Raw genomic sequence first — 18,700 nt, 5'->3', positions numbered from 1 at the left:
TCAGGGTCAGGGACGCATGGCCAGGCTTGGCAAGCGCACACCGCCGCGTACGACGAACACGGTCTGCGGCGGATAGGCCGCACACGCGCCGCCGGCGGATACCCCGCCGTCGGAGCAGACGTTCCCGGCCAGTTCCCGCTCGCTGGCGGTGTCCTCGGCCTGGGCGGCTGAATCGTTGTCGCCCGCATTGCCGTTCGCCCGAGTACCGCCCTGGTCTACCAGCAGGAGACCGCCGTCCTCGACGCCGTAGTCAGACCAGTCAGCCGTTTTCGGCTGGACCGGATCGAGCTCCGGGGCATGCGGAGAATTCTGCTGCGCGCCAACGCGGGTTGCATCGGCGACGCTCTGCCGGACGGCCTCATAGTCAATGGACGAGGTCACGGTGAGGTTGGCGTTGGCCGGATTGCTGACGATCAGGTAACCCAGGTCAGCCAGCCCACCGATGTTGATCAGGTGCGAGCCCGGGCCGGAAGTCCCCACCGAGTACAGCGGGTTGCCAAGCATCTGCTTGGTGTCGCCGTTCCACAGACCGTTGGCGTCATAACCTCCGATACCGCCGCCGTCGAAGGTGGTGCTGCCGTCGAACACTTTGGTCTGGGTGGTCGTACCGTTGGTTGAAACCACCAGGGTCGGTTGCTCGCGGTACACGGCATGCACGCCGCTGTTGCCCAACGCCCTACCGAAGTTGCTCTGCTGCTCGTCGCTGTTGTAGCGGAAATTGCCGCTGCCACTGCCGACCACATCGACCATCCGGGTGCTACCGGCCAGGCTGCCGGTGTAGATCACCGCCCGGCCACCAACGCCGGTAGACACCGTCACGCCGGCATCAGCCTTCACATCACCGCCCGCGGCCACGCCCGCCGAAGCCGATTGACCGGCGTTGAGCACGATCGCATTGGAAGCGTTACTGGTGGTGCTGACGTTCTCGGCCAGGGTGATGTTGCCGGTCGTCGTTACGACCTGGACCTTGCCGGTGTTGCCGATGCCGACGATCTGGTCCAGCTGGGCGCCGTCCAGTGCCGTCTCGGTCAACCTGCCGACAATGACGTCGCTGCGGTTGACGAAGTTGACGTCCTTCGCTCGGCTGGCGATATCGCCGACCCAGTTGCTGGCATTGCGCAAGTCGAAATCACCACCCTTGAGCGCCAGGCCATCGGCGGTGATATTGCCGTTGGCATCCTGGGTGGTCTTGCCGCCGATGTTGAGGAACACGTTGCCGCTGGTGGCGAGCCCTTTGTTGATCGCCAGATCGCCTTGGGTGCCGATGCTCACATCACCGCTGTTGTTGACGCCGGTGGTGGTCTTGACCACGTTGCCGTTGCCATCGGTTTCAGTCAGCGTGCCGACTTTCAGGTTGCCAGTGTTGTTGAACGCGACCTTGCCCGCCTCGCTGGCGATATCACCGACCACGTTGCCGTTGTTGCGCAACTCGAAATCGCCGCCGTTGAGGGCCAAGCCATCGGCAGTGATGTTGCCGTTGCCGTCCTGGGTGGTCTTGCCGCCGATGTTGAGGAACACGTTGCCGCTGGTGGCAAGCCCTTCGTTGATCGCCAGGTCACCTTGGGTACCGATGCTCACATCGCCAGTGTTGTTCACGCCAGTCGTGGTCTTGACCACGTTGCCGCTGCCATCGGTTTCAGTCAGCGTGCCAACCTTGAGGTTGCCGGTGTTGTTGAAGGCGACCTTGCCCGCCTCGCTGGCGATATCACCCACTACGTTGCCGTTGTTGCGCAACTCGAAGTCGCCGCCGTTGAGGGCGAGGCCGTCGGCAGTGATGTTGCCGTTGCTGTCCTGCGTGGTCTTTCCGTCGACGTTGAGAAACACGTTGCCGCTGGTGGCGAGCCCTTCGTTGATTGCCAGATTGCCTTGGGTGCCGATGCTGACATCACCCGTGTTGTTCACGCCGGTGAGGCTGGTTTGCGTGCCGTCGGCATGGGTCGCGGTCAGCGTGCCCACCTTGAGGTCGCCGCTGTTGTTGAAGCGGACTTTGCCCGCCTCGCTGGCGATATCGCCGATCACGTTGCCTGAATTGTTCAACTCGTAGTTGCCGCCCAGCAGTACCAGGCCGCTGGCATCCAGCTTGGCCCCGACGTCGCTGGACTGGGTGGTGTTGCCCCCTACTTCCAGGGTGATGATGTCGTCGGCACGGGTTTCGCCATTGTTGGCGTCATCCCGTGGGCCGTTATCAATGGTGATGCCTTTGGCCAGCGTCAGGTCGTGATCGGTTTTCAGGGTGACCGCCTCATCGGAGGTGATCCCCACGGTACCGTCCACGACGCCCACCGTCAGGGCACCGTTGCCGGCGAATTTCAGGCTGCCGACATCCGCGGCGATGACACTCACGTCATGCCCGCCCTTGCCCAGGTTGAAGTCACCTTCGCCGCGCAAGGCCAGTTCGTCTGCGGTAATGGTCGCACCAGTTGCCTGGGTCGCGCCTTTGCCCGCGTCGACGCTAAGGGTCAGGCCCTTGCCGGTGGCGCCGTCTTCATCGCTGCCTTCGGGGTCCTTGAGCGCCAGATTGCCCAGCAGGTCCAGGACGCCGTTTGCGACCAGGGCCAGGTCGTCCTTGAAGGTCGCGCCTTCATCGTCGACGGTGATGTTGCGCGTCTTGTCGTTACCGATGACGACCTTGTCGAAGCCATCCTGGATATTGGCCAGGTCGGCGTCAGACAGCACCAGCGGATCGTTAGGCCCGGTGACTTCCGGATCGTCGCTGCCGCCCAGGTGGATATCCAGGCCATCGGTCTTCTGCTGGAGGGTGAGGCTGCCGCCACCGGCGACGCTCGCAGCGAGGTCGATTTCGTCGGCGGTCAGGCTCGTATCGCCCTGGGTGACCAAGGCCTGGCCGACGGTGAGGGTGTCAGAGACAAGGTTCAGGTCACCGGTCTGGGTCATGCCGGCAACCGGTACGCCTTGCGGGTTTGCCGGAGTCTGGCTGTCGGGAATGGTCACAACGCCAACGGTCAGGTCATCGACATCGGCAAAGCTGACCGTGCCGGTGTTGCTGGCGATGGTATTGACGTCGTTGCCGGCGTTGTCCAGGTCATGGACGGCACCGTTACCCAACAGCACCAGGCCATCGGCAACAATGGCGCCGCCAGCGGTCTGGTCGATCTTGCCGCCATTGCTTTGCAACGCCAGGACCGGAGCCGGTTTGTTGTCATCGTTACCGGTGCCCGGTGCGTCCGCCACGGTCAGTTGGTCATTGATGTGGATATTGCCGGTACCGGCATCGAGGACCAGGCTGTCGTTGAAGCGCGTCTGCTCGATGACATTGATGTCACCGGTCATGTCCGCGCCACCGATCTTGACGGAGGTGAACCCGTCGCTCAGCGCGCTGATGTCGGTGCCGGTCAGCTCCAACGCTCCGGGGGCATCGCCGGTGCTGCCGCCCACGGCAATGTTCTTGCTCGGGGTGTTGGTTTCAAGGGCGATGCTGCCGTTGCCGGTAACGCTGCCAACGCCACCGTTGAAGTTGATATCGTCCGCCTTGATGGCCAGGTTGTTATCGGTGCTGTTGAGGCTGCCGTTGAACGTGATCGAACTGCCCTGCAGGCCCTTGCTGCCCGAGGTGTTGGTCTTGATGTTGTCGACGTACAGCGAGCCACCGACCTGCTTGCCGGCGGTCTGGTCGAAGCTGCCAGAAACGAAGACGAACTTGTATGTGCCAGCCCTATCAGCCGTTGCCGTGCGGGTTTGCCAATTCACCGCGCCGGTACCGTTACCCGTTTCGTTCAGGATGATCTGGTATTCGCCGGTGTTGACGTTCAACAGATAGCCGAAGACATCGTAGGTGTCACCGCCAGCGACCGGTTTGTAATCGAAACTGACCGCTTCCCCTGCCGCCAGCGAAACCGTGCCCTCGCTCACGACCGAAGGGCCGCGCATGATGCAACCGGCGGGCGCGTTGAGGCAGTTGGAATTGTTCTCGGTACCCAGCAGCAGCGCAGCGCCGCCGTCCTTGCCCTGGCCAGCGGCGGCAACCGGGGTGAGCGGTTTGTAGTTCATGTCGCCCTGGTCGCCAGGCGAAACACTCGGCGCATTGCCGTTGGTTGGCGAGGTGGTCGGGAGCGTCGGGTCATCCGGCGATACCACGCCGTCGACCACGGTGACGCCGGTGAAGAACTGGGCGATGGACGTCTGCCAGCCGACCAGGCCGTTTTCGAAGTCGGCGTTCAGGAACTGCGAAGTGCCCAGCTCGACGGCGCCCGTGTAGACCTGCTCGCCGCTGGTGAAGACTTTCGCGCCGTTGATATAGGTTTTGCCGGCGCCGCTGGTGGTCGCGTACAGCGAGCCCAACGCGCTGTTACCGCCGACCATGTCGCTGAAGATGATCGAACCTGAACCGGCATCGACACGCAGTTGGCGGTTGTTGGCTACCGCGTCGGAGTCCACCACGCCGGCAAACACGACGTTGCCGCCGTTGCTCTTCAAGCTCACATCGGTGTTGAGCGCGATCTTGCCGTTGAGGATCAACGCGAGGCTGTTGCCATTGCCGGCGCCACTGGCGTCGATATCACCGTTAAGGAAAATATTGCCGAAGACGTAGCGGCCGGTTCCGCCGTCGTTGTGCCCGGACTGCAAGGTCAGCGTCCGCTCGCCGCTGATGCTCGACGGGGTGTAGTCGCCATTCCAATGGATGCTGTTGTCAGCCTTGATCGCGACGTCGGTGCCGCCGGCCAGGGCCGTATCGATCGCGTTGAAGCCAACCGTGGCTTCTGTCCCGTTGGCGCCGCCGGTCAACCCTCCGTTACCCGGCCCCACCGTGACGCTGTCCGGGTCGAGCAACCACAAGCCGCCCTTGCCGTTTTTAGCCGAAGCATCGGCTGCCTTGCTCACCGCCAGCTTGGCACCGCTGGTCTCGATCTTGCCGCCGTCGCCGCCCTTGGCGCCGCCGGTGGCTTTCAGGGTGCCGTCCACGCGGGTCACGCTGCCCGCTTTCTTGACATCCGACCAGGCCACCACGGTACCGCCCTTGCCGTTGTCGGTGGCCGATGCGTCGAGCACGGCACCTGCGGCGATGGTGGTCTGGCTGGCCTGTTTGATCGACGGGTCCTTGCCTTGCCAGCTGCCGCCCACATTGATTTCGCCGCCACCCTTGGCGCCGGTGGCGTCGAGCCCGGCGCCTGCCTTGATCGCCACGCGCTCGCCAGTCACGACGATCTTGCCGCCTTTGGCGGTGTCGGAGGACACATCGATACGCCCAGCGACTTGCACATCGCCATGGTCCCCCATCAGCGTGACCAGGCCGTTTTCACCGATGTCCAGGGAACGCGCTTCGATCAACCCGGTGTTGTTGATGACGGTGCTTGCGAGGGTTTCCGCCGCACGGGCGGTCAGCAGGATGCGGCCGGCATCGGCACGAATGGCGCCGCCGTTTTCGATCAACGCTTGAAGCGCGCCTTCTTTCACTTCCAGTTGCACCGGCCCGCCCAGGTCGAGCGTCACGACACTGCCGGCGCCGAGCAGGACATTGCCCTTGTGCGCGGTGATATTGCCTTCGTTGACGATTTTTGCGGCGATCAAGGCAACGGTGCCGCCTTGCGCTGCATTGATGTTGCCCTGGTTGACCACCGAGGCGGCACTGTTGCCACTGAAACGGTAGTTGCCAGCGAGGAAATCTTCGGTGCTCAAGTTGAGCGTGGAGGCCACCAGGCCGCCCACATCAACCTGTGCGCCAGGGGTAAACAGTACGCCGTTGGGGTTGACAAGGAACACCTGGCCGTTGGCTTTCAGCGCGCCCTGGATTACCGACACATCCGAGCCCAGCACACGGTTCAAGGCGACCGACGCCTTGCCAGGCTGGACGAATTCGACGGTGTTGCCTTTGCCGACGGAAAAGCCCTGCCAGTCGATCGCGAGCTTGTCGCTGCCCTGATGAATGGCCATGTTGCTGCCATTCTGCTGAATGCTGCCGTTACCCGCGACGATGTTGCCGCCGGTGGGCAACGCTCCCGCCGCCGCTACCGAGGCGAAAAGTCCGCCGCCCACGCCGATGACGAGGCTGAGCGAGGTACGGCTTTTGTCCTTGCCGTGGCTCTTGACCAACTCGGATGCCACCTGCCATGCGCCCATCACGGCATTCCAGACGACTCGGTAAACTCTGTTCATTTTTGTTCACTCATCCTTAATACGGCGGGCCGTGCCATGACGACCAGGCGGTTCGCTGTCGACAAATCAAATGGAAAACCGCCTCCGGACGGATGACGGCTCGAAAATCCCCACAGTGCTCCGCGCCATCATCTCTGCCGGCTGCGGAGCGCACCTTTGCTTGAGCGCCCGCGGCTTTTGATTGAAGGGATCGAGTGAATTTTTTTTCACAAAGGGTGGGTAAAGTGCGATGGATGGAGGCTGGTCGCCTCGTCGTGGGCGACCTATGCTGAGGCGGTCCCACTTCGACAGGCAGACGTTGATGATCCGATGCAAGCGCGCCTACGAAACCGCCAGCGCCGAGGACGGCGTGCGGGTTCTGGTTGATCGCCTGTGGCCGCGTAATTGCCGCAAGGATGCGCTGGCGATCGATACATGGCTGCCAGAAGTTGGGCCTTCTCATGAGTTGCGCAAGGCGTTCAAGGCGGGGGCGGTTTCGTTTGCCGAGTTCGATGTGGCGTATCGACGAGAGCTGGCGGCCCGGCCGGAACATTGGTGGAAGTTGGTGGATATCGCGAGGGGCGGGACGCTGACGTTGGTGTATGCGGCCAGGTCGCCGGTTGAGAATAATGCGCTGGTGTTGGCGCGGTGGCTGGAGGACGAGGTTGAGAAGCGGGCGGATTCGAGTTCGCCGGTTTGTTATCTGGGGGAGTTTCCGGGGCTTTGAGTCACTGAACTACCTGTGGGAGCGAGCCTGCTCGCGAAGGCGGCGGTACGCCCAACACCTTTGCAAGCTGACCCACCGCTTTCGCGAGCAGGCTCGCTCCCACAGTGGTCTGTGCCCGGCCAGTCGATCAAAATCGGCTTATTGGTTTGCTTGAGGTTGGTGGTGTGCAGCTAGGATACGCAGAGAAACCACAAGGAAACAGACGTGATGGCAGCTCGTTTTGATCCATTGGTTCATATCGATTGGAAAACACCGGGCAGCGACTTGCTCGGGCTGTTGCAGCATTACTATCCCGACGTCGGTGTGTTTGCCGGCCCGGAATTCGAGGCGTTGTTGGATGAGCTGTCCAACGAGATGCCCGAGGTCTGCTTCGAGGCGCTGGCGCCGGTGTTGGCGGGTCAGGGTTATGACTTGTGGAACCTGGATGCCGGTGGCGATGACTATCGGCCGGTGATTTTTCCTTCCGATCAGCGTGAGGCGTTTGCCCAGCATTGGCAAAGCCCTCGCGGGGAGTCGAGGTTCACGGCGACGTTGATCGAGCCACCTGCGATAAAAGCGCGCAAACCGGCCAAACCCAAGCGCGGCAAAATCAAGTGGATGCAGGAAGTCCATGACTATCCAGGCCCCACCTATGTGCATGAATACAACTACCGCACCGGCTGGGCCGCGATTACCGAGCAGGACGAAGACCGTTGGCTGTGCTTCCTGATCGACTACAACCAATGGCCGCCCGCCGAACAGGACATGCTCGAACAGCGCGCTGATGGCGTGGACGGCGCCGATCTGCGGCTGATCGACGCCAACGCCCAGCGCAGCCTGTGGAGGCGCCAGATCAAACACGGCGATTACAATGCGGATGATCGGTTCAAATACGAGGTCCTCCGGGGCGATGCCATCAAGGATTTCGGCCCTGCCGAAATGCAATGGCAGGCATTCGAAGAGCCTTGTGTCGTGATGGATGAGGAGATTTTCGAACGTCAGCGCATTTACCAGCCTGAGCATCTGACGCGAATCTGGCGGATCACGGGGGACAGCAGCGAGGTGATCTTCGAGGATTCGGAGGAGCTGACAATCCTGCCCATCGGCCCCCGCCGCTTGCTGTTCATGCAGCACAACGGCAAGCGCTGCTGGGTCTGGAACCTGGACCCGCCGCACCAGGCCATCGCCGCCAAACCGATGCCAGCCGAGGCCTACAAGCTGCGGCCAGCCACGGCGTATCTGGGCGGTGACGAGATTCTGCTGTTCAGCGAAGGCGCGCGGCAGAACCTCGAGCACGCGGGGTATCAGGAGACAGTGTTGCTGGCGTGGCGCTTCAACTTCATCACCGGCGCCAAGACCCAGGCGACGCTGGACGGCTTCGGCAGTGAGCTGCGCCAGGACACCCGCCTGCTGGTCACCCAGCCCAAACAGGTGATCACGTTGCGCACGTTTCATGGCCAACTTCACGTCGCGCGTGGGCATGGCGACTGGTGGGTTTGGAGCTATCGCGCCAACACTTTCGGCACACACACGCTGGCGTGGTTCTGGAACCAACGGAGCAACCAGGTGCTGAAGCTGACGTCCAAGGACCTGCCGCGGATCAAGCCGGAGATTCGTTATGTGCCGGCGCAGGATCGGTATCTGGCGTTCGAGACGGAGTTTGTGGCGCGCTTGCCGGTATTCAGCGACATGGTCGAGGCCAAGGGTTGCGAAGTGTTGAGCTTCGAGTGAGCCACCGCAGCCGCACCGCGATCCGTTGAACCACATCAATCCCGTGGCGAGGGAGCTTGCTCCCGCTCGGCTGCGCAGCAGCCGCAACCTGCCAACCTTTTTTCCCTGACACACCGCCGGGGGCTGCTACGCAGCCCAGCGGGAGCAAGCTCCCTCGCCACGGGGGTAATGTGCTGCCTAGCAACCCGCGCGCCGGTGCGACTGGCCCGACATATGCCGCAACGGTCCTTGCATTGCTGGTCATGGAACGCCTCACCAGAATGGCCCGCCTACTTGAAACGCAAAGGAACGCAATGCGCTTGATAAGGTGGGAGGAAAAAGGCTTTGAGTCGACCGTGGCTGCCGATGTTGCCGCGCTTACGGTCGAGAGCGCGCTGATGAACGGCCTCACCGTCTATGGGCCGGATCAGTATCGAATACACTCGAGACTCCACGGAGGCATCGATATCGTCAAGGCCGTCAGGAACGGCGACTTGTTATTGGTGAGCATGGCGTTCGGCGGTTCAAGCGGCGGTTCCATGCCACGCCAGAAACCGGAACCTGAACCGGTTCGCAGGCCCCCGGAACGATGGCCGCAGCCCAAGCCACGCGAAGACCTGGTGTTCGCCAAATCCTGCAGCGCGGAAAACTGGTGCCGGACAGGCGCCGGCGTCATCCGCGAACCGGCCTCGAACTTCGGCCGGATCATGGTGGCGGGCGCCATGCTCATGCCCTCGGCGAGTACCGCCATTGCCTCGGCCCTTGGCGCTGACCTGGCGCTGGGTCGCATCGCCGGCGGCGGGATCATGCAACAGCGCCTGACCTGGGCGCTACGCGGCGCCGGCGGCCCAGCCAGCGTCTTCGTCCTGGGCATGCTCCCGGCCAAGATGAACGACGGCACGCTGTACGCCGATGACCAGCTACGCCGCCTGAGCCACGCCACCACCCGCGTGCGCTTCCAATTGCGCCGCGATGCCGAAGGCGTGCTCCAGGTATATGGCATCCACAGCGGCCCATCCGGCGACGACTCGGTGCGCACCGTACAGGTGACTTGGAACGCCGACCAGACCGCCATGGAAGCCAAGCTCAACGACGTCACCCTCATCTGGACGCCACAGCAAACCCCGCATGGCTCGCTTCCGCCGCTGAACTATCCGGAGGATATTAGCAAACAGCTGGACACGATCTTCGTCCATCCGATAGAGGAGGATGTCGACAGCCAGATTGATGGGCTGCCCGGGGAAGACATCACGGCCGAAGACTGGATTCTGGTGTTTCCGGCAGATACGGGGCTGAAGTCGCTTTATGTGGTGCTTTCAAAACCCGCTCAAGGAGATCATAAATACTACCCACCTCCAAAGGGGCTTATTGCGTTTCCTGATGCAATAATCGCCCCCCGTAAGACGCCTATAAAAGGCGGAGGTGGCCTGCGGAAGCGATGGAAAACAAAGGATGGGACTATTTACGAATGGGATAGCCAGCATGGGAGAGTCGAAAAATACAATAAACGTGGAAAACACCTCGGGGAATTCAATTCCGTAACAGGTGAACAAACCAAAGAAGCGGACGATACACGCGAGGTGGAACCTTGAAATACATTGTTGAGGCTTTTGACAGATCGAGCGAGTTCCTGGCTTTTGAGGTTGAGCTCCCCGAAAACTGCGACGTACCACTGAAACAAATCATGGGGTGGACGGCGCCGCAGCGTGGCGATGAAGGTTATGACCTGAGCCCCAGCCAAGCCGCCGCTATTGAAGCACTAGTCGGCAAACCATTTTACGACCACGATCATATTTTCCAGCTCTCCTGCAACATTGATTGAAGAAATACGTACCGAGTGATTTGGAAATTACCGGCTTTTTTAATGAAGACCACGAGGACGATTTTATTCAGTTCGAACTCGACGTGGATTCCAAATTTGAGCCAGCGATCATGGATATTTTGGGCTGGGAGAGCTTGGCGAACGAGGTCGTCGGCGAGTTGCCCTTAAGCATTGCGCAGGTTCGACAAATAGAACGCGTAATACAGCAACCACTACCTGAAAATCTCGACTTGTTTATCGGGGTACGGCCATAACATTGGGGCTGCTGCGCACCCCAGCGGGAGCAAGCTCCCTCTCCACGGGTAACGGCAATCATGCCGGATCAGCTTTTGCCCACCACTACCGCACCGCCTCCCCCTGTGGATAAACATCACTGACATTCAGCGATAACTGCGCAGCCACTTCGTAGCCATCGGCCTTGGTGAAGTTCAACTGGAATTCCTGGTACGTGGGGCCCTTGGTCCAGCGGTTGACTTGCAGGTCCTGATACCGGGAGCTTTCTCCCGGCGCAAGCTGGCCGAACTGTGGATAACCCGCGTCGGCAAAAATCCTGTCTGCGTCGAACCAGTCCAGTTCTTTTCCGAGACTCACCGCGGGTCCCACCGCCGCCCACGCCTCTGGCGTGACTTTCTGGCCAACGTCGAGGAAGAGCACTTTGCTCTCTTTCGCAGCGATCAGGAATGGCAAGGTCATCGGCATTCCCGTGGAATCGAGCAGCTTGGATTTCATGCCGATGTACTGCCCGCCGCCCTCCTCCCGGCGCTCCCATATTCGCCAGTCAATGACGCTTTCCGGATTGAAGCTGTTATTGGTGAGGATGATCTTGTAACGCTGTTTGAAGAGTACCGGGAAGTCGGCGTGGGGCTTGAAGAACGAGATTTTGTCGTGTTCAGCACCGACACGGACAATGATCGGTGTCTTGCGACTGGCGATGCCGTCCTGGTATTGCTGGTAGCTGAAGTAGGCGGACGCGATGGAGACGACCAAGGCGAGTGTTGCAATGACATCCGTTCGGGTGAGGGTCTTGAACCATTTGATCATGGGTGGGCTATCCGGGCATGGGCAATCGGTGGGCTGGCGCGCAACTGCCAACCTTGACGGAAACCGCCGCATCCCCAAGAGGACGCGGCGAACGACAGTAATACCGCACCGTCAACTCGGGTGCCTAACTCAAGCGCTTCACCTCAAGGCGCCCACAGGGCGGCCCACTGAGTTGCTCGCCCGTTTCCAGGCTGAACACCGAAAAGTGCAAGGGGCAGGTGATGCTTTTACGCTGCTGATTGATCACCCCGTGCTCCAGCCATCCGGCGCGGTGTGGGCAAGTATGCGGCACTTCAAAGTGCTGATCGTCGATTACGACGGCGAACGTGCCCGGACGATTGAATTCAGATGGCTCGCTCAATCATGCGCTCCTTGTCGAAGTGTTTTTGGCGCCTCGCCTTATCGACGGCCGCATCAAACGCGGCGTTAGTGATGTCACGTCCCATGCAGATGCCCTCCCACGCCTTGACAGGATCGAGGTCGCCCGCCGTGTCCATCGCTTTGAGCAACCGCTGGCCTTCAATGGCGTGGAAAACATCAATATGGACATGCTCGGAATAGTAGGTGTGGGCTTTGATCTGCAACCGCGAGCAGATCGACGTGTAGCATTCAAAAAAGAATGGCACGACGGTTTCGAAGTAGGTGATGACGCCTGCGAAGTACGACGGATCATCCGCCCTCATCGTCAACCAGCAGAACATGTTGGGAAACGAGAAACCGGCCGGCGCGTTGACGTCGATGTAGAAGGCCAGGTCAGTGGGCATCTGCAACTCATTGAGCAGATCGATATACAACGTGGTGTGGGACCGCTTGAGGTTACCGGACCCGAACTCGTCGATCATCATGCGTAACATCGGCATTTGCGCGGCCAGGCTGAGACGGGGCATGAGGTGGTAAAAAACCTGCGCCTCGGTCAAGCCATCCAGGGCGAATTCCTGCACCAGGATCTTGAATTCCTCAAGGTTCATATGCTCGCTGACATACACCGCGCTGGGCGGCACCTCGCTGCGGTCCATCTCCACCAGTTCAGCCAGTTGCTTGCGTAACGTGGCGAGATCAGTCGGCGGATTGGCGGTCCGCGTCTTGTCGATGGTCGACTCGATCCAGTCACGCTCGAAGGCCAGGATATGGTTTTCCAATGGCTTGAGCTGCTTGATGCAGGCGCGATTCGCCAGGAACAGTTGTTTCTGCAGGTCGCTCATGCCATGACCTCCTGCTCTGCGAAGACACGGTCGGTGCTGATGACGCCGCGTGCCTTGAGTTCCTTTTTGACATGAGCGTACCAATCGTCCGCGGCCAGTTCGAATTGCTCATTGAGCGTCGCCACCAGGCCACCGACCATGGTTTGTCGGGCACCGATCGCCAGCCGGCAAAGCGCTGGCTCAAGATTGGCCAACGACACGACATTGCCGTCGGACTCCAGCTCTCTCGCCAACAGCATTTCCCAACCGATGAAGTAATCCAGCCCCTCGTTGCGCAGGCGCTCGATTTCACTCTGGACGCGCGGCTGGGAAGGTGAATCTTTGATGCCGATGACTCTCGGTAACTGGGCGATGGCAAGCAAGGTGTCGAAGCTTTTTTCATTACCTGAGAGCGCCGACTCGTTGTAGATGAAGATATCCAGTGACGTGGCGTCATGGACCGCCCGGTAGTGATCGATCATGTCTTGCTGGCTGGTGCCTGAAGCGAAAGGCGAAGTAAACATGACCGCCTGGGCCCCAAGGGTTTGCGCCAACCGCGCATATTCGATGACTTCGGCGGTGGTCGCCCGTTCAATGCCGGCGATGACGGTTTTATCTTGTGCGTGCGCCAGCGTCAGCTCCAGCATGCGCTGCCAGTCGCGCTTTCCAAGCCGCCAGCCTTCACCGGATGTCAGGCACGGAATGTAGCCATCGACAAACGGCCGCGAGCTATGCAGCAACCTGCGCACGCTGGCTTCGCAGACATGCGAATGCTCATCGAGGGGCGTAATCAACGGTACATAGATGTGCTTAGCCGACATGTTGGAAGTCCTCCTGGCCGATGGTCATTTCCATGGACTGCTCATACAAGCGCTGAAGTTTTTCAGGAAATACGGATTGCGAAACCGAGGGAGGAAATGTCTGCAGGAATGGCTTGAGTAAACTGACCTCGCGCAGCGACTCGTCATGGGTGAAAAAAGGTTGTTGGTGCTCAACGACATGAGCCACCAATAACTTTTTTTCCACGCTCAGGTGCGCCCAGTCAGGCTCCAGGCAGGCGCGTTTCAAAACCTTGTTGCAATAGCCCTGACGCTGGATATCCATGTCCGTATGGAGGACATCCATGAAGGGGTAATAAACGTCCTGCAAGTGCCGGCTTTTTTTCCAGATGATGGCATCACAGATACCAATCTGACCGAAACTCATCTGCACCTGATGCGAATAAAACGCGCCGAAAAAACCCAGCGACCTGGCCCGAATCTCAGGGTCGCTATGGTGCATGCCCATGAAAACAGTAGCGTCGATAACCGCAATGGAAGCTTCAGCCATGATAGTTCTCCAAAGCGCGTGCGATGGTTTCGACCGCCTGTTCGAACTCCTCGGGCTTGCGTGCCAGTGCCAGGCGAATATATTTCTGCCCCGCCTGCGGCTGGCTCCAATAAAAGTACTTGCCCGGCAGGACGTAGACTTCGTACGCCATCAGGTAGGCCTGCAAATCATCGGCAGTAACACCGTCATGCAGGATCTCGAACCAGGCGACACTGGTTTCGATCTTGGGCGTCAGGTAATTCAGGAAGCTCCCCTGCAGATGGCGTCGGGCGGCAGCGCGGTTAACGTCAAGTACCGAACGCACCGATTCGAAATCATCATCACTGCTATCGCGAATGTATTGAGTCACGACATTCAGGATGAAGGGCGACACGTTCAACAATACGCTGGTCACGATGCTGTAGATGTCAGCGTTGATGGCCTGGCTGGACATGATCGTGGCGCATTTGGTGTCCTGTAGCGGCCAGGTTTTCCCGGTGTCTTCCATGATGATGTACTGGGTGCCGATGTCATCGAGGATGGCATAGGCATCAACGCGACTGCCCCCGGCCGCCTTGATAAACGCCGCGAAGCAGAAGTCCAGGATGAGCAGCTTGCCGTGGTCCTTGCAATAGCGCGCCACTTCAACAAAGGTGTCGGCGCCCTCGGCGAACATGCTGGTACCGGTCGGGTTGTTGGGATCGACCAGGAAAATCGCATCGACATTTACGGCCGCCAATTGAAGCTTCGCATAGACATCGGTTGACGATTGCAGAAGGGCTTCGTCCAGCGGCGTCAACGGCACTTCCATGTGCTTGAGCAGGTCATGCAGGTTGTCGAAGCATGGTTCGATCAAGCCGACACTCATGTTGCGTTTGCGCAGGTAGGTCGCGGTGATGTGCATCGCGATCGAGGCTGCGTAAACCAGATAGATTTCATCATGGCGCTTGAGCGCATGCTCCTGGCCATGAAAGGTAAAGAACGCCTGGATGAATTCCTGCTCGCTCTGGTACTGGCTTTGGCCTTGAGCGCGGTACCAGAGTTCGGGAAGCCGATTGACGATCTCCTGTTGGGTAACACTTTGGTCCTGATGGGTGTGGGCGTCAGCAAGATTGAAGCGTGTCTTCAAGGCAGAAATTTCATGTTGGGTGATATCTTCTTTATCATCCAGACGGGTCATGACACTCATGTTGTTATTCCTATAGGTGCTAAAGATGCTTATCCCACTTGGCTGGCTCACGGCGCCGTGGATAAACCCTGTTCTATAGTTAACATTGTTTTATTGTCCGACAACTGTACTTGGGTGCAGCTTTAATTTTTGCGCCTGTATCTAGGTACAGCTGCTTTTTTTGAATGATGTGCCATGCTCTGCGCGCGCTAACAGTTCAAATATCAAATACGCAAGGACATTGCAGGGCATATGGACAAGGTCAGCTTTCACGCCATCAACTACTCAGACGCCTCGGAAGACTTACTGGCTGACCTGTATGGCTTGAGGAAGGAAGTTTTTTCCGACCGACTTGACTGGCGAGTCACCACTCACCTTGGCAGGGAGATCGATGAATATGACACTGCCTGCGCAACTTACCTGGTAGGTTTTTACGCGGGCCGCCCCCTGAGTAGTTTGCGCCTGATCAATACGTTGAATCCTTATATGGTCGAAGGTCCATTCCGAAACTTCTTCAACTGCGAACTTCCTAAAGACCAGGCGATCGCCGAGTCCAGTCGTTTTTTTGTTGATAAGACCCGCTCCCGAGCCATGGGACTGAGTCAGGTGCCGCTCACCGAAATGCTGCTTCTGGCCATGCACGATCATGCTGCCCGGCAGAACCTGGATTCGATCATAACGGTGGTCAGCCACGCCATGTCGCGCATCGTCCAAAGAGCGGGTTGGCACTACGAGGTGTTGGATACCGGCGAAGCTTCCCCCGGCGAAAAGGTCCTGCTGCTCAACATGCCGGTGCGCCCCGAGAACGACTGGAGCCTCAGGCAAACGATAGAGGCAAGGCAGCGTCGTGGCGTATCCGCTGCCGAAAAACCGCCGCTGACCTGCCAGATTCAGACCAACCCCAGGCTGACCGCTTTGTAGACGGCTTGCTTGGCGTTGCAAACGCTAAGCTTGTCGACAATGTTCGCCATATGGAATTTCACGGTGCGCACGGAAATGGCATGAATGGCGGCGATTTCGCTGTAGGCCTTGCCCATGACCACCCATTTCAATACGCCAAGTTCCCTGTCCGACAGACCGGCCTCAGTCAACTCGGGAAACAGCTCGCTCAAGGAAAAACAATCAGTCAACCTGTGTTGAAACTGAATGAGCGTCATCTGGATCTCTGCCGCCCTGCGCATCATGGTTTGCTCAAAATCCTCACGCCGCTCGGTGTTGCTGATGCTCAGGGCAGCGAACAAGCCATTGGCATCATGCAAGTTGAACGTAAAGCCGTCGGATATCTGATATTTCTCCGAGGATGCGAATACCGCCTGGCCTTGATCCGTCGCCTTGGAGTCAAGCGCTTCATGCCAGAAGAAAGGTGCTATGCACTTCAAACCGTGCTTGATGACCGGGTCGACAAGATGATAATTCTCGGCCTTGTACACATCGAGCCAGCGTTTGGGGTAGTTGGAGAAAATCCTCGGCTTTACCTCTCGTCCCTTGTACATGACAAAGTAAGCATAATGGCATCCGTCCAACGGACGCAGGCATTTCTCAAATGTACTCTTGAGTCTTTCATCCAATTCAGACCCGGTATTTATGACTCGCCGGCCTTTTACAGCTTGACTGCTCATAAAAATTCCCTTTTTTATGGGTTACTTATTGTCTTGTTTTTCCTGTTGTCGCGTGATGGGAAACATTCAATCCAAGTATCAATTCGTAGTAAAGCCAAATCACTACTACATACTCGGTGATCCGAACGAAGCAAGACTTGAGGCTGCTCAACTCTGGGCGAAGTCACCTTTTCTTGCCGGTCAGGCGACTCGCTCCAGCGCAGCAAGCCATCAACTTGCAGGTGTTTCTCGAGACTCTGCCAGCCCGGCTTGCACAGCAGGGCGGGACTCGATCATTTTGAGCCAGCCCAGCACGTGAGGGAACGGCGTGATATCCAGTTCCAGTTCTTCAGAGGTGCGCAGCCAGGGGAACGCCGCGATATCGGCAATGGAATACTGGTTGCACGCCAGGTAGCTGCGCGCGGCCAATTGCTTGTCCACCACGCCATACAGACGCAAGGCTTCTTTGCGATAACGCGCGATCGCTTCCTCGTTATGCGTGGTGCTGCCGTGCAAGAACCACCAGAGCTGGCCGAGCATAGGGCCGATGGCCCCTACCTGGAAGAACAGCCACTGCTGGACTGCAAGCTGGTCGGCAGCGGTATCAGGCAGCAGGCAAGCGTACTTCTGCGACAGATACCCCAGGATGGCGGCGGATTCGAAAACCGAAACCCCAGCTTGGTGATCGACAATGGCGGGTATTTTCCCGTTGGGATTTATGGCGAGGAACTCCGGTGAATGCTGCCGTCCTTCAGCCAGGTTGAGCTTCACCAATTGGTAATCGATGCCCGCCTCTTTCAAGAAAATACTGATTTTCTGCCCGTTGGGTGTATCAGCCGTATACAGCGTGATGGGGGAAGCCGCGTTCATGAGGAACTCCATTCCAGGTCAATTTCATTGCATTTGCAATCATATTGAGCCGTACCGTATGGTGCAAGCACGACGGAACGCACGGAGATTTTGGAATGATCGGCTTTTCCAGCTTCAGTAAAACACCAGAGACCCGCCTGGCCGCTCAGGCCTGTATCGATAAGATCCGAACGCTTTCAGCGCTGCACATGGATGGTTTCTCCTCACCGCTCTACACCATGATCGACATCGCCAATCGCCTCGAAAGGGACCCTGGAACAGCCAGGCATGTCTGGGTGATCCGCGCCAACAAGCAACCCCAGGTCGAGCACTGTCACACCCGCATCAGCGCCTGGCCCCTGCGCCTGAGTCCCGACGCTCGTGCCAGTGAAAAACCGTTGCTTTACCTGACCAGCTCGGCAACATCGGCCGAACTTTGCGCGCTGTCGAACGAGTCCGCGAACCGTGGAATCTTGTGTAACGACATCGAAACCCTGCCCTCGCGATGGCCCAAGGGGGCTCACCCGTGGTTACCGCTCTGGCTGGCGGCCAACCCGCAATGCCTGCCGTTCGACCCGGCCAGCGGTGCCGAAGCGCACGCCATTGCCCTGGCCGCTTTGGAGAGCCTTTACGTGGAGGGCAAAGACGGTTTTTATTACATGGCGCTTCACGATGAGCCCAACGATTTCCTCGGCCCTGTTGGCAACATCAGTGCAAGCCAGGCGCTCAAGGGGATGTACAAGCTCACCGAGATCGAGACGGAGTTCGGGGCGCCCCAGGTTCGCTTGCTGGGTGCCGGGCTGGCATTGCAGTCGGTGGCGAACGCGGCGCAAATGCTGGCTGAACACTGGGGAGTGGCAAGTGAGTTGTGGAGTTGCCCCAGCTACACCCGCCTGGCCCGTGATGCGGACACCGCACGACGCTGGAATCGACTGCATCCCGAGAAGCCGAAGCGCTCGTCGCATTTGCTCGATTGCCTGGGCAAAACGGGCAGCCCGGTCGTCGCGGTGACGGGTTACGCCCAACACGTTGCCGATCAGATTGGCGCGCACGTCACGTCACGGTTCGTGGCACTCGGCGCCGATTCGGCCGGAGTCTCCGCGCAAGCCGTGGATAAACACTGGGTCGTGGTGCTGGCCTTGCAGGCGCTGGCTCAGGAGGGCGTCATCGAACAGGCCTGCGTCAAGCAAGCGATGAGTCGATACCTGCTGCAATGACAGCCCGCGC

The 18,700-nt window shown here is 59.2% G+C and carries 16 protein-coding genes; 7 read left to right on the top strand and 9 right to left on the bottom strand.

Going from position 1 to position 18,700, the window contains the following annotated elements; genetic code table 11:
- Nucleotides 1-6: 6 nt before the first annotated feature.
- Nucleotides 7-6,111 (bottom strand): filamentous hemagglutinin N-terminal domain-containing protein, encoded by a 6,105-nt coding sequence (locus J3P96_RS05265; protein WP_434655831.1) that lies wholly within the window; start codon nucleotides 6,109-6,111, stop codon nucleotides 7-9.
- 301 nt (nucleotides 6,112-6,412) lie between these two features.
- Between J3P96_RS05265 and J3P96_RS05260 the strand changes: the two genes are divergently transcribed.
- The 5 genes from J3P96_RS05260 (at nucleotide 6,413) to J3P96_RS05240 (ending at nucleotide 10,582) form a co-directional block, all read left to right on the top strand.
- The gene (locus J3P96_RS05260; protein WP_434655829.1) at nucleotides 6,413-6,817 is read left to right on the top strand and encodes a DUF488 domain-containing protein; all 405 of its coding nucleotides are present in this window, start codon (nucleotides 6,413-6,415) and stop codon (nucleotides 6,815-6,817) included.
- Between the two features lie 207 nt (nucleotides 6,818-7,024).
- Entirely contained in the window at nucleotides 7,025-8,527 is a 1,503-nt protein-coding gene (locus J3P96_RS05255) for a hypothetical protein (protein WP_434655827.1), read from the top strand.
- Between the two features lie 293 nt (nucleotides 8,528-8,820).
- On the top strand, nucleotides 8,821-10,098 hold the full coding sequence (locus tag J3P96_RS05250) for a colicin E3/pyocin S6 family cytotoxin (RefSeq protein WP_434655824.1): 1,278 nt from the start codon (nucleotides 8,821-8,823) through the stop codon (nucleotides 10,096-10,098).
- Nucleotides 10,095-10,328, top strand: a complete 234-nt coding sequence (locus tag J3P96_RS05245) for a DUF7683 domain-containing protein (RefSeq protein ID WP_434655821.1) — start codon at nucleotides 10,095-10,097, stop codon at nucleotides 10,326-10,328. The genes J3P96_RS05250 and J3P96_RS05245 overlap by 4 nt, the downstream gene beginning before the upstream one ends.
- Nucleotides 10,325-10,582, top strand: a complete 258-nt coding sequence (locus J3P96_RS05240; RefSeq protein WP_434655818.1) for a pyocin S6 family toxin immunity protein — start codon at nucleotides 10,325-10,327, stop codon at nucleotides 10,580-10,582. The genes J3P96_RS05245 and J3P96_RS05240 overlap by 4 nt, the downstream gene beginning before the upstream one ends.
- A gap of 85 nt (nucleotides 10,583-10,667) precedes the next feature.
- On the opposite strand, the gene J3P96_RS05235 is transcribed toward J3P96_RS05240, so the two are convergent.
- The 6 genes from J3P96_RS05235 to J3P96_RS05210 all read right to left on the bottom strand — a co-directional run bounded on the left by J3P96_RS05235 (nucleotide 10,668) and on the right by J3P96_RS05210 (nucleotide 15,047).
- Complete coding sequence (locus J3P96_RS05235; protein WP_434655815.1) at nucleotides 10,668-11,369, bottom strand: hypothetical protein; 702 nt, start codon at nucleotides 11,367-11,369, stop codon at nucleotides 10,668-10,670.
- Between the two features lie 124 nt (nucleotides 11,370-11,493).
- Nucleotides 11,494-11,730, bottom strand: a complete 237-nt coding sequence (locus tag J3P96_RS05230; protein WP_434655812.1) for a Rieske (2Fe-2S) protein — start codon at nucleotides 11,728-11,730, stop codon at nucleotides 11,494-11,496.
- The gene (locus J3P96_RS05225) at nucleotides 11,714-12,571 is read right to left on the bottom strand and encodes an iron-containing redox enzyme family protein (RefSeq protein WP_434655809.1); all 858 of its coding nucleotides are present in this window, start codon (nucleotides 12,569-12,571) and stop codon (nucleotides 11,714-11,716) included. Before J3P96_RS05225 ends, J3P96_RS05230 begins: the two co-directional genes overlap by 17 nt.
- On the bottom strand, nucleotides 12,568-13,371 hold the full coding sequence (locus J3P96_RS05220; protein ID WP_434655806.1) for a dihydrodipicolinate synthase family protein: 804 nt from the start codon (nucleotides 13,369-13,371) through the stop codon (nucleotides 12,568-12,570). Before J3P96_RS05220 ends, J3P96_RS05225 begins: the two co-directional genes overlap by 4 nt.
- A complete protein-coding gene (locus tag J3P96_RS05215) occupies nucleotides 13,361-13,879 on the bottom strand; it encodes a DUF6190 family protein (protein WP_434655803.1) in 519 nt (172 codons plus the stop codon). Before J3P96_RS05215 ends, J3P96_RS05220 begins: the two co-directional genes overlap by 11 nt.
- A complete protein-coding gene (locus J3P96_RS05210) occupies nucleotides 13,872-15,047 on the bottom strand; it encodes a pyridoxal phosphate-dependent aminotransferase (protein ID WP_434655801.1) in 1,176 nt (391 codons plus the stop codon). Before J3P96_RS05210 ends, J3P96_RS05215 begins: the two co-directional genes overlap by 8 nt.
- Nucleotides 15,048-15,278: 231 nt before the next feature.
- Between J3P96_RS05210 and J3P96_RS05205 the strand changes: the two genes are divergently transcribed.
- On the top strand, nucleotides 15,279-15,947 hold the full coding sequence (locus tag J3P96_RS05205; protein WP_434655798.1) for an acyl-homoserine-lactone synthase: 669 nt from the start codon (nucleotides 15,279-15,281) through the stop codon (nucleotides 15,945-15,947).
- Here J3P96_RS05205 and J3P96_RS05200 read toward each other — a convergent pair.
- Complete coding sequence (locus J3P96_RS05200) at nucleotides 15,917-16,645, bottom strand: helix-turn-helix transcriptional regulator (RefSeq protein WP_434655795.1); 729 nt, start codon at nucleotides 16,643-16,645, stop codon at nucleotides 15,917-15,919. The two genes, J3P96_RS05205 and J3P96_RS05200, sit on opposite strands and share 31 nt — an antisense overlap.
- Before the next feature lie 210 nt (nucleotides 16,646-16,855).
- On the bottom strand, nucleotides 16,856-17,506 hold the full coding sequence (locus tag J3P96_RS05195) for a glutathione S-transferase family protein (RefSeq protein WP_434655792.1): 651 nt from the start codon (nucleotides 17,504-17,506) through the stop codon (nucleotides 16,856-16,858).
- Between the two features lie 83 nt (nucleotides 17,507-17,589).
- On the opposite strand from J3P96_RS05195, the gene J3P96_RS05190 reads away from it, so the two are divergent.
- On the top strand, nucleotides 17,590-18,690 hold the full coding sequence (locus J3P96_RS05190) for a transketolase-like TK C-terminal-containing protein (RefSeq protein ID WP_434655790.1): 1,101 nt from the start codon (nucleotides 17,590-17,592) through the stop codon (nucleotides 18,688-18,690).
- Nucleotides 18,691-18,700: the final 10 nt, after the last annotated feature.

Source organism: Pseudomonas sp. R3-56, from assembly GCF_051132075.1.
In the GTDB taxonomy this organism is placed as follows: Bacteria; Pseudomonadota; Gammaproteobacteria; order Pseudomonadales; family Pseudomonadaceae; genus Aquipseudomonas.
The sequence above is the reverse complement of the archived record's forward strand: the minus strand, read 5'-3'. Positions and strand labels throughout refer to the sequence as shown.